Source organism: Corallococcus sp. RDP092CA (assembly GCF_041903675.1).
Lineage (GTDB): Bacteria > Myxococcota > Myxococcia > Myxococcales > Myxococcaceae > Corallococcus.
Genome location: NZ_JAYESI010000016.1, coordinates 66,468 through 81,057 on the forward strand (window position 1 = coordinate 66,468; position 14,590 = coordinate 81,057).

The following is a 14,590-nucleotide window of genomic DNA, read 5'->3' on the forward strand; positions in this document are numbered from 1 at the left end:
CCGCGCTAGTCCCCCCGGGCGCGTCGCGCGGCGGGCCGGGCGAGGTGGCGCTGCGCGTACGCCTGGAGCCCCGGAAGGTCCTTCGTGCGCCCCATCATTCCGGCCCACGCCAGCAGCGACGCCATCAGCACGTCCGCGGCGCTGAAGCGCGAGCCCACCAGGAACTCGCGCTCGCCCAGCCGCGCCTCCAGGACGCGCGCCGCGGCGTCGAAGCGCCGCACCGCGCGCTCCGCCAGGGCCGGGACGCGCTGGTCCTCCGGCAGGGACTGGGTGTGCTCCAGGAAGGCCTCCAGTTGCGGCTCCAGCGTCGTCACCGCGAAGGAGATCCACTGGTAGTACTCGGCGCGCTCGGGCGAGCCGGGCGCGGGGGCCAACCCCTTCTCCGGGAAGCGGTCCGCCAGGTGGAGCAGGTGCGCGGTGGACTCCAGCAGGGGCGCGCCGCCGTCCTCCAGCGCGGGCACGACGCCCAGCGGGTGCACGTGCTGGACGTAGTCCGGCTGCTTGTGCGCGCCCTGGGAGAGGTCCACGCGGACCAGCTCGTACGGCACCCCCAGCTCCTCCAGCAGCCAGCGCGGACGCGTCGAGCGCGTGCGTGGCGCGAAGTACAGCTTCATGTCGAGTCCTCCCGAGGACGGCGCAGGCGGCGGGGCTTCCCCAAGCGAACCGCGCCCCGCCCCCGTTTCTTCGCCTGTCCGGCGCCGGAGGGCAAGATGGGGTCCGGACACACAGCGCGGAGCCGACAGCCGCGGCACTCGGCGCCGCTCCACACCGCCTCGAAGAGGGCGCACGTCCGGTCGATGGTGTCGAAGTCCTCCGTCACGAAGCCCAGCTCGAAGTTGCGGACGTCCTCGCCCTTGGCGCCCAGCCCCGCGCCGGTGAGGTTGGCGCTCCCCAGGTAGACCCAGGCGCCATCCACCACCACCGCCTTGAAGTGGACCCGCGGGCACACCTTCAGCTCCAGCCCGCCCTCCACCAGCCGCGAGCGGGCGTCGAACGCGGCCCGGAACGGCCGGCTGGGCAGCTCCGCGTGCAACAGCCGCAGCGCCACGCCCCGCGCGGCCAGCCCGTCCAGCACCTCCAGCAGCGGCACGAACGCCCCCTTCGCGCGCTCCACGTACATGGCCTTCACGTTGGCGGTGGCCATCCACACCGACTCGCGCGCGTGGGCCAGCTTGCGCAGCACCACCTCCCGGTACAGCGCGCTCCCCGACAGCAGCTCCGCGTCGATGGGTCTCATCATGTCACCCAGCGTCGCACACAGGATTACATGACACCATCCCCTCCCCGTCCGCTCCGTCGGCCGGTGAAAGGAGGCGTGGGGGGCGGCTTGACCGATGACCTGGGGTCATTTAGCTCCATGACATGGCGGGAGCACTGGCCGCGAAGCGGGACGTCCCCCTGCGGGCGCGGCGGGACGAGGACAAGGAGGCGCGGCGGCGGGCGCTGCTGGCCGCGGCGCGGGCGCTGTTCGAGGCCACGTCGTTCGCCGAGGTGAAGATGGCGGACGTCGCGGCGCGCTCGGGCCTGGCGAAGGGGACGGTGTTCCTCTACTTCCCGACGAAGGAGGCGCTGTTCCTGGCGCTCCTGGACGACCTGCTCACCGCGTGGTTCGCGAAGCTGAACCGTCGCCTGGCCGAGGGCGGCGCGTGGACGGGCCCCCAGCTGGCGCGCGCGGTGGCCGCGTCGCTGGAGGGCGAGGAGACCTTCACGCGGCTGCTGGCGCTGGCGCAGACGGTGCTGGAGCAGAACGTGACGGTGGCGCAGGCGCGCGCGTTCAAGGAGCGCGTGCTGGTGGCCATGGACACGACGTCGGCGCTGCTCCAGGCGCGGCTGCCCTTCCTCACGCCGGAGGCGGCGGGCCAGCTCATCCGCCACGTGCACGCGCTGGTGACGGGCTTGCGGCAGATGGCGGACATCGCGCCCGTGGCGCGCGAGGTGCTGACGCTGCCGCACATGGCGCCCCTGCGCGTGGACTTCACCGCCGAGCTGACGGCGGCCATCACCACCCTGCTTCGCGGGCTCGAGGCCCGCTGACCCTTCACGCGTCTTTGAGAAGAAACGGAGCGTTGTCATGCTGGAAGCCGTCGCGTCCCTCCTTCCCCAGGCCTCGGTCGAGGTGGACCGCATCCGCGCGGTGTTCGAGTCGCAGCGCGCGAACCGCTGGAACCTGTCGCGCAGCACGGCGGCGGAGCGCATCGCGAGGCTGCGCAAGCTGCGCGAGGCCATCCTCGCGCGGCGCGAGCAGCTGGCGGAGGCCATCCACCAGGACTTCCGCAAGCCGGCGGTGGAGGTGGAGCTGACGGAGATCCACCCGACGCTGGAGGAGCTGAACCACACGGTGAAGCACCTGAAGTCGTGGATGAAGCCCAAGCGGGTGGCGACGCCGCTGACGCTCAAGGGCGCGTCCAGCCACGTGCGCTTCGAGGCGAAGGGCGTGGTGGTCATCCTGTCGCCGTGGAACTACCCGTTCCAGCTGCTGGCGGCGCCGCTCATCGCGGCCATCGCCGCGGGCAACGCGGTGATGCTCAAGCCCAGCGAGAAGACGCCGCACACGTCCCGCTTCCTGGCGAAGCTGCTGCGGGACCTCTATCCGGAGAACGAGGTGGCGGTGTTCGAGGGCGGCGCGGAGGTGGCGGAGGCGCTGCTCCAGCACCCGTTCGACCACTTCTTCTTCACGGGCAACCCGAACATCGGGCGCAAGGTGATGGCGGCGGCGACGAAGTTCCTCTCCAGCGTGACGCTGGAGCTGGGCGGCAAGTCGCCGGTGATCATCGACACGTCGGCGAACCTGAAGGCGGCGGCGGAGGCGCTGGCGTGGGGCAAGTTCATCAACGCGGGCCAGACGTGCGTGGCGCCGGACTACATCTACGTGCCGGCGTCGAAGCAGCAGGCGTTCCTGGAGGCCTTCAAGGCGGTGCTGACGCGCTTCTACGGGGCGACGGAGGCCGAGCGCCAGGCGAGCCCGGACTTCGCGCGGGTGGTGGACCCGGCGGCGTGGAGCCGGCTCAAGGAGGTGCTCGACCGCACGGTCGCCGCGGGGGCGAAGGTGGAGGCGGGCGGCACGGCGGACGGGCCGTCCAGGTACGTGGCACCCACGGTGTTGTCCGGGGTGACGACGACGATGCCCATCATGGAGGCGGAGATCTTCGGGCCGGTGCTGCCGGTGCTGACCTACGAGCGGCGCGAGGAGGTCTACGCGCACATCAACGAGGGCGGGAAGCCGCTGGCGCTGTACGTGTTCTCGCAGGACTCCAGGATGGTGGAGGAGGTGCTCCAGCACACGACGTCGGGCGGGGTGGTGGTGAACAACGTGCTCATCCACGTGGCGAACCCGAACCTGCCGTTTGGCGGGGTGGGGATGAGCGGCCTGGGGAACTACCACGGGCACTACGGCTTCAAGACGTTCAGCCACGAGCGGGCGGTGATGGTCCAGTGGATGAAGTCGCTGGCTGCCGTGTTCTTCCCGCCGTATCGGGGAAAGGCCCAGGCGTGGGCCTCCCGGGCGACCCGGATGTTGGAGTAGGTCCCGGGGTTGGAGAGAGGAACCGGCATGCGCGTGGTGTCAGTGGAGGAGGGCCTGGTCCCGGGAGACCTGCAGGCGGTGTTCGACCGCCTCCAGGCGCGCCGCTGGGAGCTGGCGAAGACGGGGCCGAAGGAGCGCCTCGCGCGGCTGGAGAAGCTCAAGGCGCTGCTCCTGGAGCGGCGCGAGGAGCTGGCGGACGCGCTGCACGAGGACTTCCACAAGCCGCCGGCGGAGGTGGAGGCGACGGAGGTCCTCCCGGTGCTGCTGGAGCTGGCGCACGTGCAGAAGCACCTGAAGGCGTGGATGAAGCCGCGCAAGGTGGGGGCGCCGCTGCTCCTGGCGGGCACGAAGAGCGAGGTGCACCCGGAGCCCAAGGGCGTGGTGCTCATCCTGGCGCCCTGGAACTACCCCTTCCACCTGCTGGTGTCGCCGCTGGTGGCGGCGGTGGCCGCGGGCAACGCGGTGCTGTGCAAGCCCAGTGAGAAGACGCCGGGCACGGCGCGCTTCCTGGCGCAGCTGCTGCGGGACGTGTTCCCCGAGGACGAGGTGGCGCTGGTGGAGGGCGGGCCGGAGGTGGGCGAGGCCTTGCTGCGGCTGCCCTTCGACCACTTCTTCTTCACGGGTGGGCCGCGCGTGGGGCGGCGGGTGATGGAGGCGGCGGCGCGGCACCTGGCGGGGGTGACGCTGGAGCTGGGTGGGAAGTCGCCGGTCATCGTGGACGCGTCGGCGGACGTGGACGCGGCGGCGGAGCGGATTGTCTGGGGGAAGTTCCTGAACGCGGGACAGACGTGCATCGCGCCGGACCACGTCTGGGTGCACGCCTCGAAGGAGGAGGCGCTGCTCGCGGGGCTGAAGTCCGCGCTGGAGCGCTTCTACGGGAAGACGGAGGAGGCGCGGCGGGCGACGCCGGACCTCTGCCGGATGGTGGATGCCGGGGCGTTCAGGCGCGTGTGCCGGCTGCTGGACGAGTCCGTGGCGGGAGGCGCGCGGGTGGTGGCGGGCGGCGGCGTGCACGCGGAGACGCGCTACATCGCGCCCACGGTGCTGGCGGACGTGACGCCGGAGTCGGCGGTGATGGACGAGGAGATCTTCGGGCCGCTGTTGCCGGTGCTGCGCTTCGAGTCCCTGGACGAAGTGGTGACGCAGGTGCGCGCGGGCGGCAAGCCGCTGGCGATGTATGTCTTCAGTCAGGAGGAGGCGACGGTGGAGCGCCTGCTGAAGGAGACGAGCGCGGGCGGCACGGTGGTGAACAACGTGGTGTTGCACAACGTGAACCCGCAGCTGCCGTTTGGAGGCGTGGGGCAGAGCGGCCTGGGCGCGTACCACGGCGAGGCGGGCTTCAAGGCCTTCAGCCACGAGCGCGCGGTGGTGCGGCAGGGCCGCACGGCCTTCACGAACCTCTTCTTCCCGCCCTACCGGGGCAAGGCCCAGCGCCTGGCCCGGCTCGCGAGCAAGCTGTTCGAATAGGACTCAGCGACAATCGGCATCACGTCAAAGAGCTTGGGATTTCCTGACAGTGCAGGCCCAAGGCGTCGTCACCCGTGTACGCGACGTCCTTCGTGTAGTCGTCAAGACAGATTGGCTCCCATCTCTTGGACCTGCCTGGCTGACGAGCAATAGGCTATGGGCCGACGCTGTCTTCCGGGGGACGGATGCAAAACCAATCTCGCTCCAGGCCAATCCCATGGCAATGGCATGGCTTCCTGCTGCTGTTGGGAGGAGGGCTCTGGGGCTGCCCTGGACAGGATGCGCCCCCGCGTCCTGACGAGAGCTGCCGCTCCGCCGTGTGCGGCGGAGCGGATGGCGGCCTCTCAGGAGATGCCGGCATGAATGGAGGCGGAGCGCAGGCGCCCTCGGCCATCGACCCCTCCGTCCCAACCGACTTCGGCGCCTCCATCGAGTTTCTCTACAAGGGCCCGAACCCCGTGCAGGTGGACGTGGCCGAGGGCGCCCTGGAGCCACGTCGCGTCGCCGTCGTTCGCGGGAAGGTGGTTGGCAGGAATGGACAGCCCATCGCGGACGCCCGCGTCGGTGTCCTCGCTCACCCCGAGCAAGGCCATACGCTCACGAGTGCCCAAGGGGAGTACTCGCTCGCCGTGAATGGCGGTGGGGCACTCACGATCGATGTGGAGAAGCCAGGGTTCCTGCCCGTGCAGCGCCAGGTGGACGTTCCGTGGCGCGAATTCGTTCCGCTCCCAGAGGTGGTGTTGACCGCCCTGGACTCCAACGTCACGGCCATCACGCCGGGAGCAACGGAGTCGCAGGTCGCGCGTGGCAGCGTGGTGGAGGACAGCGCCGGCAGCCGCCAGGCCACCCTGGTGTTCGCCCCCGGCACCCAGGCGGAGATGTTCCTGCCCGACGGGACCCAGGTTCCCCTGACGGGACCATTTCACGTGCGCGCGACCGAGTACACCTCGGGCCCCGAGGGCCCCTCGGCCATGCCCGGCATGCTGCCAGCCACCAGCGGCTACACCTACGCCGTGGAGCTGAGCGTGGACGAAGCCCTGGCGGCAGGCGCCACCGAGGTGCGCTTCAACCCGCCGGTCCAGGGATACGTTGACAACTTCCTGGCCTTTCCGGCGGGTCTCGTCGTGCCCTCCGGCTACTACGACCGGCAACAGGGCCACTGGCGCACGTCGGGCAATGGGCGGGTCATCACGCTCGTGGGGGAGCGCGATGGGCTCGCTCAAGTGGATGCGGATGGAGATGGCGCGCCTGACGTCCGTGAGCAACTGACGGCCATGGGCTTCACCGATGCGGAGCGCGCGCGCCTGGCCGCCTTGTACGCCGTGGGCAAGAGCCTGTGGCGGGTGCCCGTCACGCACTTCACGCCGTATGACTACAACTGGCCCTTCGGGCCTCCACCAGATGCGCAAGAGCCCCAGCAGCCCGAGCCACGGCCAGAAACACCGGAGGCCCTGCCCGACTGCGAGAGTGGCAGCATCATCGAGTGCCAGAACCAGACGCTGGGAGAGGTCCTGTCCATCCCCGGGACACCCTTCCAGCTCCACTACCGCAGTGACCGGGCCGCCGCTCGCACCGCCAACCGGGCCCTCCGGATTCCGCTGAGCGGAGGTCACGTCCCCGCGAGCTTGAAGAATATCATCCTCATCGTGAATGTCGCGGGACAGTCCTTCTCCCGGACCTTCCCCGCGCGTCCGAACCAGAGCTATCGCTTCGTATGGGATGGCCTGGATGCATTTGGCCGGCAGGTGTGGGGAGAGCAGACCGCCCGCATCCGGATCGGCTACGTCTATGGATTGAGCTACTACGCGAGCCCGGATGATCAGTCCGAGGCATGGGCCCGGTACGGCGACCGAAGCACCCGGTTCGAGGGCCCTGACGGCCGGGACATGACGCTGTGGCAGTTCCACTCCGCCACGGTGGTGTCCCTGCCGGACTTCAGCCAGTTGGGAGGCTGGAGCCTGGACGCGCATCACGCCTACGACCCGTGGCGGAGCACCCTCTACCCGGGCCAGGGAGGCACCCTCCCCGGGCGGGAGTCCCTGGGCCGGACGCCCAGGGCACTGACCACCGCGACGCCGACCTTCAGCGGAGACCATGGCCCGGCGAAGCAGGCACGCATCGCCGCGCCCCGGGGAGTCGCCGTCGCGCTGGATGGAACGGTCTACATCGTGGACACCGGCAACCATCGCATCCGGCAGGTGAAGCCCAACGGGGTCATTGCCACGGTGGCGGGCAACGGGGTGAAGGGCGCAACGGGAGATGGCGGCAGGGCGCTCGCCGCCAGCCTGGATTCTCCCGAGGCGATGGCCGTGGGGCCGGAGGGAACCCTCTACATCGCGGACACCGGCAATCATCGCATCCGCCGGGTCACGCCAGACGGAGTCATTTCCACGCTGGCGGGCACGGGACTCGCGGCGGACGGCGGAGACGGAGGTCCCGCGACGCTGGCGAACTTGAGGGCTCCCGCGGGCGTCGCGGTGGGGCCGGATGGCGGCATCTACCTCGCGGATACCGGCAACCACCGCATCCGTCGCGTCACACCCGACGGCAACATCTCCACGGTGGCGGGCACGGGAGTCCGTGGCAGCGCGGGAGAGGGCGGACTGGCGATCGCGGCGAGCCTGGACACACCCCGTGCGCTGGTCGTGGGCCCCGAAGGCTTCCTCTCCTTCGTGGACTCAGGCAGCCGCCGCCTGCGCCGGGTGGACACGGAGGGAAGGCTCTTCACGCTGCTCGCCGCACCGGACGAAGAGGAGGTGCGCACCGCGACCAGAACCCGGAGACAATCGCTGGATGCGGAGGCTCCGCGAGGCGCGCTCTGGGGCCTTGCCCTCGGCCCCGACGGCAGCCTCTACACGACGTCTGCCCACCGATGTCTCGTGCATCGCCTCTTCCCGGATGGGAGCGCATGGGCCCTCAACAGGGGCGGGTGCGGAGGCGAACCTTCGGAAGAAGGCCCGGCCGCGCTCCTCTCCTCGCCCCGGGGGATTGCAATGACCTCCCATGGCGAGCCCCTCGTGGCGGACGAATCCCAATACATCGTCCGCAGGGTCTCCTTGGAGGGCAACCTCTTTGTCTTCGCCGGTGGGGGGCCGGAGGCACCGGTCGTGACCGCGCCCCCCCAATATCCGGTGGGGGCCCTGGAGACGCCCTGCGGCCAGATCGATGACCTCGTGCCATCGCCCGACGGCAGCGAGCTGTATGGCTTTGGTTGGCAGGGACGGCACCTCTGCACCCTGGAGGCCTGGACGCTCGCGGTCCGCTATCGCTTCTCCTACGACGAGGCCGCGCGGCTGGTGTCCATCACGGATGGGGCCGGCCTCATCACCCGGATTGAACGGGACGCGGCAGGCGCACCCACCGCCATCCTGGCACCCCACGGTCAGCGCACCACGTTGAGGGTGGGACCCGACGGATTGCTGGCCTCCTTTGTCCGACCAGGCAGGGAGGGCGTGGCATTCACCTACCAGGAGGGCGGACTTCTCTCGTCCCTGCGTGACGAGCACGGCGGGCTGCATGGGTTCGCGTACACCCCGGAGGGCTGGCTGACGAAGGACTCGCATCCCTCGGGAGGATTCAAGGCTCTCGAACGGACGCAGGTGGACAAGGGTTACTCGGTGACGCTCACGACCGCGCTGGGGCGCACCCGGAAGTACCAGGTGGAAGACCTGGAGTCAGGCGTCCAGCGGCGCGTCACCACCGCGTCGGATGGGACGATGTGGTCGACGCTGCGTTCACCGAATGGCACCACGGTCTCCACCGCACCGGATGGCAGGGTCACCACGGTGGTGGAGGCACCGGAGCCCCGTCTGGGCATGCAGTCACCGCTCGTGGCATCGCGCATCGTGAAACTGCCGAGCGGACTGACCTCGACGTCCACCCACCAGCGGGAGGTGACCCTCCTGCCCCAGGGCACACTGCTGGATGTGGGGACGCAGACGGACCGGGTGACGGTGAATGGCCGGACCACCACCCTCCACTATGAGCCGTCCGGCAGACGGCTCCTCTCCACCACCCCCATGGGCAGGGTGTCGGTCCTCACGCTGGACGCGCAGGGACGTCTCCACAAGGCCGAGGCGCCGGGCCTGCTGCCGGTGGAGTTCACCTACGACGCGGAAGGTCGCCCCGGCTCCGTCATCCAGGGAAGCCGGCGAAGGACCTTCACGTATGGAGCGGAGGGGGCCTTGCGCTCCGTCACGGATGGGCTGGATCGCGCCACCGTCCTCACGCGGGACGAAGCAGGTCGCATCACCTCCAGCACGCGTCCCGGAAACCGTGTCACGGGGTTCACCTACGGGACGGGGGACGCGCCCGCCTCGGTGACGCCACCAGGACGGTCCCCACACGTGTTCCAGTACACGGCCTCGGAGGCGCTGGCGTCGTATGCGCCTCCTGGCGGGAGCGCCTTCGCGTCGGGCTACAGCTACGACCGGGATGACGCCCTCACCGAGCTCCGACAGCCGGGCGGCACCGTGGCCTTCGCCTACGACGCCGCAGGGAGACTCGCCACCCTGGACATCCCTGGCACACGCGTCACGACGGGCTATGACGAAGCAGGACGTCTCCGCTCGCTCGCGAGCACCTCCGGGGTGGGGCTCGAGTTCAGCCACGACGGTCCTCTGGTGACCGGCGTTTCCTGGAAGGGAGCCGTGGCGGGTTCGCTCCAGTACAGCCATGACACGGATTTCCGGATCGCGACGTCGTCGGTCAATGGCGAGATGCCCGTGGCGTATGCCTATGACCTGGACGGGCTGCTCGTCTCGGCGGGAGCGCTGACACTGTCACGGCGCGACGACAACGGCCTGCTCGTGGGAACGCAGCTCGGCTCGGTCTCGACCGTTGAGACCTCCAACGCCTACGGGGAGCAGGAGTCCTGGTCCGCCTCCTCCGGGAACGTCCCGCTGTTGTCCTACCAGTTGGAGCGCGACGTGCTGGGCCGCATCGTCCGGCGAACTGAAACCGAGGGGACCACCGTCCATACGGACGTCTTCACCCATGACGAAGCTGGAAGGTTGGCGTCCGTCACCCGCGACGGAATCCTCCTGGAAGCGAACACCTACGACACCAATGGCAACCGTACCTCCGTCCTCCGGGATGCGCTGCAAACAGCCACCCATGACGTTCAGGACCGGCTCCTGTCATTTGGGAACAAGACCTACAGCTACGGCCCTGGCGGGGACCTTCAGACGCGCACGGAGGGAGCGCGCACCACCCAGTACGCATATGACGCGCTGGGTGCGCTGGTGCACGTCGAGTTCCCGGAGGGCACGCAGGTCGAGTACGTGCTCGACGCCGCGTCGAGACGTGTTGGCAAGAAGGTGGATGGCACGCTCATCCAGGGCTTTCTCTACGAAGGGCGGCAGGTCATCGCGGAGCTCGATGGCGCGGGGAACGTCGTCAGCCGCTTCGTCCATGCCACGCGGGGCCATGCGCCCGACTTCATGATCAAGGGAGGCATCATCTACCGCATCCTCGCGGATCCGCTGGGAAGCCCGCGACTCGTCGTCGACACCCGGAATGGGACGGTGGTGCAGCGCATGGAGTACGACGTCTGGGGCAACGTCGTCGCGGATTCGAGCCCCGGCTTCCAGCCCTTCGGCTTCGCGGGAGGCCTCTATGACCGGCACACGAAGCTGACCCGCTTCGGGGCGCGGGACTATGACGCCGAAACGGGGCGGTGGACGGCGAAAGACCCCATCCGATTCGCGGGCGGGGACTCGAACCTCTACGCCTATGCCGCGAACCAGCCCCACCAATTCATCGATCCCGACGGACGCCGCATCGTCTCCATCGCCCCTGCGCTACAGCCCGCGTTCAACAACATCAAGGCCACGGAACTGGGCAGGTTCGCCATCGACAAGTTGGAGCACAGCCCTCACGAGTTCAACTTCCATCAAGGGAGCCAGATGCGAGATCGTGAGGGGAATCGCACGCCAGGACAATCACGCCCGATGGGAAACGCATGTTCCTCGCAGCCAGATGGGCTCCAGCGCTATCTCGGCCACCAAGCCTTCGTGAGCACCATCGATATCGATTTCGCGGCCAAGTCAGGGCACTCCGTCGAGGAGGTCTTGTTCCACGAGATGTGGCACAGCACCCAGTTTTCCGAACGCCCATACAGGACATCCATCACGGGGCTCGAGTTTCTTGAGCTCGAGCAGGAGGCGCAGTCCTTGACGACGGCCTTCTTGGATGAGGTCTTCCATGCTGGCCCCTAGGACGTCCTGGATCCTCCTCGCCGGAGTCATTGGAGGCCTGTTGACCGGGCATTGGATGAGCTCAACGAGCCCAGCCGCACCGGGAGCATCTTTGCCCGATGCATCGCTCACCCATCCCCTCCCCCTATTGGCCCGGGTTCGCTCGGGCATGACGCGCGCCGAGGTGGAAACGCTCGGACAGGGCGCTACCTTGGGCGGATACCCGGCGAAGGTCACCTACGGGTTCTCCTCCAATGATCAGCTTGAGAACTTCGGGCTCTCGGTCTTTCGCCGGGAAGCGCGCTGCGCCACGGCGCTCAAGGTCCTCCACGACGAGATGACTTCGGCCTTCGGCGCCTCCACCGATACCAGTCAAACGAAGGACGGGACCGCGGAAGGCAAGCAGTGCGAAGACTGGGCCCTCAGTGACTCAGCGATTCGCATCTGCTGCAGACAAGCCAGCCCGATGGACGGAGGAACCGGCTGGGTGCTCCTGATGGCGATCAAGTCCTTCTCTCCCCACAAGATGATCGACATCACAAATGGCTTTCACTGAGGTTCACGATGGAGTTCGCTACCTTCAAGAGCATCCTGTTCGCGAGCAGCAGGCCATGAGCGTCCTGGACGAGGCAGCTCTAAAAATCGCCGTTCCAGAAGAACAAGTCCACACACCTGATATCCGTTGGCTACTGGAAGCAATACGCGAGGCAGTTCGACTTGCGCGTCCGACATTCGAGCGTGGAGGAGGACCTGCACGCCAAGAGGGTATTGTCGCTGGCGCACGTGACGTTGGGCGTGGTGCACACCGCGTCGCTGTCGGTGCACGCCATTGGCCAGGCGCTGGAGTGGGCGCGAGGCGGCGTGCAGAAGCACGGCATCAAGCAGGGTGAGTACCCTGGCCCGGCGCTGTTGACGCTGCTGGGGAGAGTCTCGGGATGGCTCAGGGAGCAGCTATGGGAGAAGAAGATATGGCGCAGTATCTGCAAATGGCCGAGATGTTCACCAAGAAGCTACGCGGCGCAAAGCAGTTTCCTGTCGATGGATTCACTCCCGGCGTGACCCGCTACGTCAAGAACGGTCGATACATTGACCTTGCACCAGATTGCACAATCATCTCATTCGGTCTTCGTTAGGAGATTCGCAAGATGGACTGGAAGGCCATCAACTTGCACGGTGGAGCAAGCATTTCCAGAGTCGCCAATATCTACGAACTGCGGGACTTCCGCATCCCCAGCACAATATACAGAGTCAAGGTTCTGGAGCGTGACTTGGGCGATTTCCTGGCGGTGCCCAATGTGGTCGTGAAAAACAAATCCGGGGATCCCGAGTTGATCGCAGGACTTGGCCGGACGGAACATGAAGCTCTTCAAGACATCATCGACCGGATGGATGAATCGTTAATGTCCGCGGAGCGACTGACTTCAGAAGACTTCGAGTGGAGTGACCCCCGTGACTTTTGAGTCAGAAACCGCTCTACCGATGAGCCCCCTGAGGTAACCTCTCCTTTGAAGAGTCCCCTCGGAGAATGCACGGATGGCTGAGCGAGCAAGCTCCGCGGGAAAATCGCAAATGAGAGGCTACCTCAGGAAGTAGCCCGGCCGTGGGCCTACGGCACCCGGCAGGCCATGGCCTGCTCAAGGGGCCTCAATGAGTTCATCCATGTCAACCCAGAGAGACCCGGCGTCCTCGCCCAGAGCGTTTCCACGCCCCGGGCGCCTGGTACGTCTCAGCTGCGCAGGCCCGGGGCCTCGTGGCCCGTGCGCGCGACGTACTCCGTGTAGCCGCCGCCGTACTTGTGGATGCCGTCCGGCGTCAGCTCCAGCACCCGGTTCGACAGCGCACCCAGGAAGTGCCGGTCGTGGGACACGAACAACATCGTTCCCTCGTAGCGCGTCAGCGCCTTGATCAGCATCTCCTTCGTGCCCATGTCCAGGTGGTTCGTGGGCTCGTCCAGCACCAGGAAGTTCGGCGGGTCGTAGAGCATCTGCGCCATCACCAGCCGCGCCTTCTCTCCACCCGACAACACCCGGCACTTCTTCTCCACCTCGTCGCCGCTGAAGCCGAAGCAGCCCGCCAACGCCCTCAACGAGCCCTGCCCCGCGCGCGGGAACGCGTCCGACAGCTGCTCGAAGACCGTCTTCTCTCCGTCCAGCAGGTCCATCGCGTGCTGCGCGAAGTAGCCCATCTTCACGCTGCCCCCCAGCACCACCGTGCCCTCGTCCGGCTGCGTCGTGCCCGTCACCAGCTTCAGCAGCGTGGACTTCCCCGCCCCGTTCACGCCCATCACGCACCAGCGCTCCGACCGGCGCACCAGGAAGTCCAGGCCGTCGTAGATGGTCCGCTTGCCGTAGCCCTTGCACACGTTCTTCAGGTTCACCACGTCGTCACCCGAACGCGGCGGCGGCTGGAACTCGAAGAGCACCGTGGTGCGCCGCTTCGGCGGCTCCACCTTCTCGATCTTCTCCAGCTTCTTCACCCGGCTCTGCACCTGCGCCGCGTGCGACGCGCGGGCCTTGAACCGCTCGATGAACTTGATCTCCTTCGCGAGCATCGCCTGCTGACGCTCGTACTGCGCCTGCTGCTGCGCCTCGTTCTGCGCGCGCTGGCCCTCGTAGAAGTCGTAGTTGCCCGAGTACGTCGTCAGCGAGCCACCGTCGATCTCCACCACCTTCGTCACGATGCGGTTCATGAACTCGCGGTCGTGCGACGTCATCAGCAGCGCGCCCTCGTACCCCTTCAGGAAGCCCTCCAGCCAGATGAGCGACTCCAGGTCCAGGTGGTTGGAGGGCTCGTCCAGGAACATCGCGTCCGGCCGCATCAGCAGGATGCGCGCGAGCGCCACGCGCATCTTCCAGCCGCCTGACAGCTTGCCCACGTCGCCGTCCATCATCTCCTCGCTGAAGCCCAGGCCCGCCAGGATCTCCCGCGCGCGGCCCTCCAGCGCGTAGCCGCCCAGCTCCTCGAAGCGGCCCTGCACGACGCCGTAGCGCTCGACGAGCTTCTCCATGTCGTCCGCCTGGTCCGGGTCCCCCATGGCGGCCTCCAGCTGCTTCATCTCCGCCGCCACGGTGCTCACCGGGCCCGCGCCATCCATGACCTCGGACACGGCGCTGCGGCCGGACATCTCGCCCACGTCCTGGCTGAAGTAGCCAATGGTGACGCCCCGGTCGATGGAGACCTGCCCCTCGTCCGGGTACTCCTGGCCGGTCATCATCCGGAACAGCGTCGTCTTGCCCGCGCCGTTCGGGCCCACCAGCCCCACCTTTTCCCCCTTGTGGAGCGCGGCGGACGCCTCCACGAAGAGGATCTGCTGACCGTGCTGCTTGCCGATGTTGTCGAGACGGATCATGTGCGTACCGAGGAGGCCCGGGGAATCAGGCGGCGCGCCCTTATGCCACGAGCC

The 14,590-nt window shown here is 68.0% G+C and carries 10 protein-coding genes; 7 read left to right on the top strand and 3 right to left on the bottom strand.

Going from position 1 to position 14,590, the window contains the following annotated elements:
• Nucleotides 1-5: 5 nt before the first annotated feature.
• Complete coding sequence (locus U8525_RS18645; RefSeq protein ID WP_374267543.1) at nucleotides 6-614, bottom strand: glutathione S-transferase family protein; 609 nt, start codon at nucleotides 612-614, stop codon at nucleotides 6-8.
• Nucleotides 611-1,237 (bottom strand): phospholipase D-like domain-containing protein, encoded by a 627-nt coding sequence (locus U8525_RS18650; protein WP_374267689.1) that lies wholly within the window; start codon nucleotides 1,235-1,237, stop codon nucleotides 611-613. The genes U8525_RS18645 and U8525_RS18650 overlap by 4 nt, the downstream gene beginning before the upstream one ends.
• A gap of 125 nt (nucleotides 1,238-1,362) precedes the next feature.
• On the opposite strand from U8525_RS18650, the gene U8525_RS18655 reads away from it, so the two are divergent.
• The 7 genes from U8525_RS18655 to U8525_RS18685 all read left to right on the top strand — a co-directional run bounded on the left by U8525_RS18655 (nucleotide 1,363) and on the right by U8525_RS18685 (nucleotide 12,647).
• The gene (locus U8525_RS18655; protein ID WP_374267545.1) at nucleotides 1,363-2,034 is read left to right on the top strand and encodes a TetR family transcriptional regulator; all 672 of its coding nucleotides are present in this window, start codon (nucleotides 1,363-1,365) and stop codon (nucleotides 2,032-2,034) included.
• Nucleotides 2,035-2,071: 37 nt separating this feature from the next.
• Nucleotides 2,072-3,523 (top strand): aldehyde dehydrogenase family protein, encoded by a 1,452-nt coding sequence (locus U8525_RS18660; protein WP_374267547.1) that lies wholly within the window; start codon nucleotides 2,072-2,074, stop codon nucleotides 3,521-3,523.
• A 27-nt stretch (nucleotides 3,524-3,550) separates the two neighbouring features.
• On the top strand, nucleotides 3,551-4,990 hold the full coding sequence (locus U8525_RS18665) for an aldehyde dehydrogenase family protein (RefSeq protein ID WP_374267549.1): 1,440 nt from the start codon (nucleotides 3,551-3,553) through the stop codon (nucleotides 4,988-4,990).
• A 359-nt stretch (nucleotides 4,991-5,349) separates the two neighbouring features.
• Nucleotides 5,350-11,208 (top strand): RHS repeat-associated core domain-containing protein, encoded by a 5,859-nt coding sequence (locus tag U8525_RS18670; RefSeq protein ID WP_374267551.1) that lies wholly within the window; start codon nucleotides 5,350-5,352, stop codon nucleotides 11,206-11,208.
• A gap of 148 nt (nucleotides 11,209-11,356) precedes the next feature.
• Entirely contained in the window at nucleotides 11,357-11,743 is a 387-nt protein-coding gene (locus U8525_RS18675) for a hypothetical protein (protein WP_374267553.1), read from the top strand.
• Between the two features lie 182 nt (nucleotides 11,744-11,925).
• Nucleotides 11,926-12,246, top strand: coding sequence for a hypothetical protein (locus tag U8525_RS18680; RefSeq protein WP_374267555.1), 321 nt, complete (start codon nucleotides 11,926-11,928; stop codon nucleotides 12,244-12,246).
• Between the two features lie 86 nt (nucleotides 12,247-12,332).
• A complete protein-coding gene (locus tag U8525_RS18685; RefSeq protein WP_374267557.1) occupies nucleotides 12,333-12,647 on the top strand; it encodes a hypothetical protein in 315 nt (104 codons plus the stop codon).
• A gap of 266 nt (nucleotides 12,648-12,913) precedes the next feature.
• Here the strand turns inward: U8525_RS18685 and U8525_RS18690 are convergent, their stop codons facing one another.
• Complete coding sequence (locus tag U8525_RS18690; protein ID WP_374267559.1) at nucleotides 12,914-14,536, bottom strand: ABC-F family ATP-binding cassette domain-containing protein; 1,623 nt, start codon at nucleotides 14,534-14,536, stop codon at nucleotides 12,914-12,916.
• Between the last annotated feature and the right edge of the window lie 54 nt (nucleotides 14,537-14,590).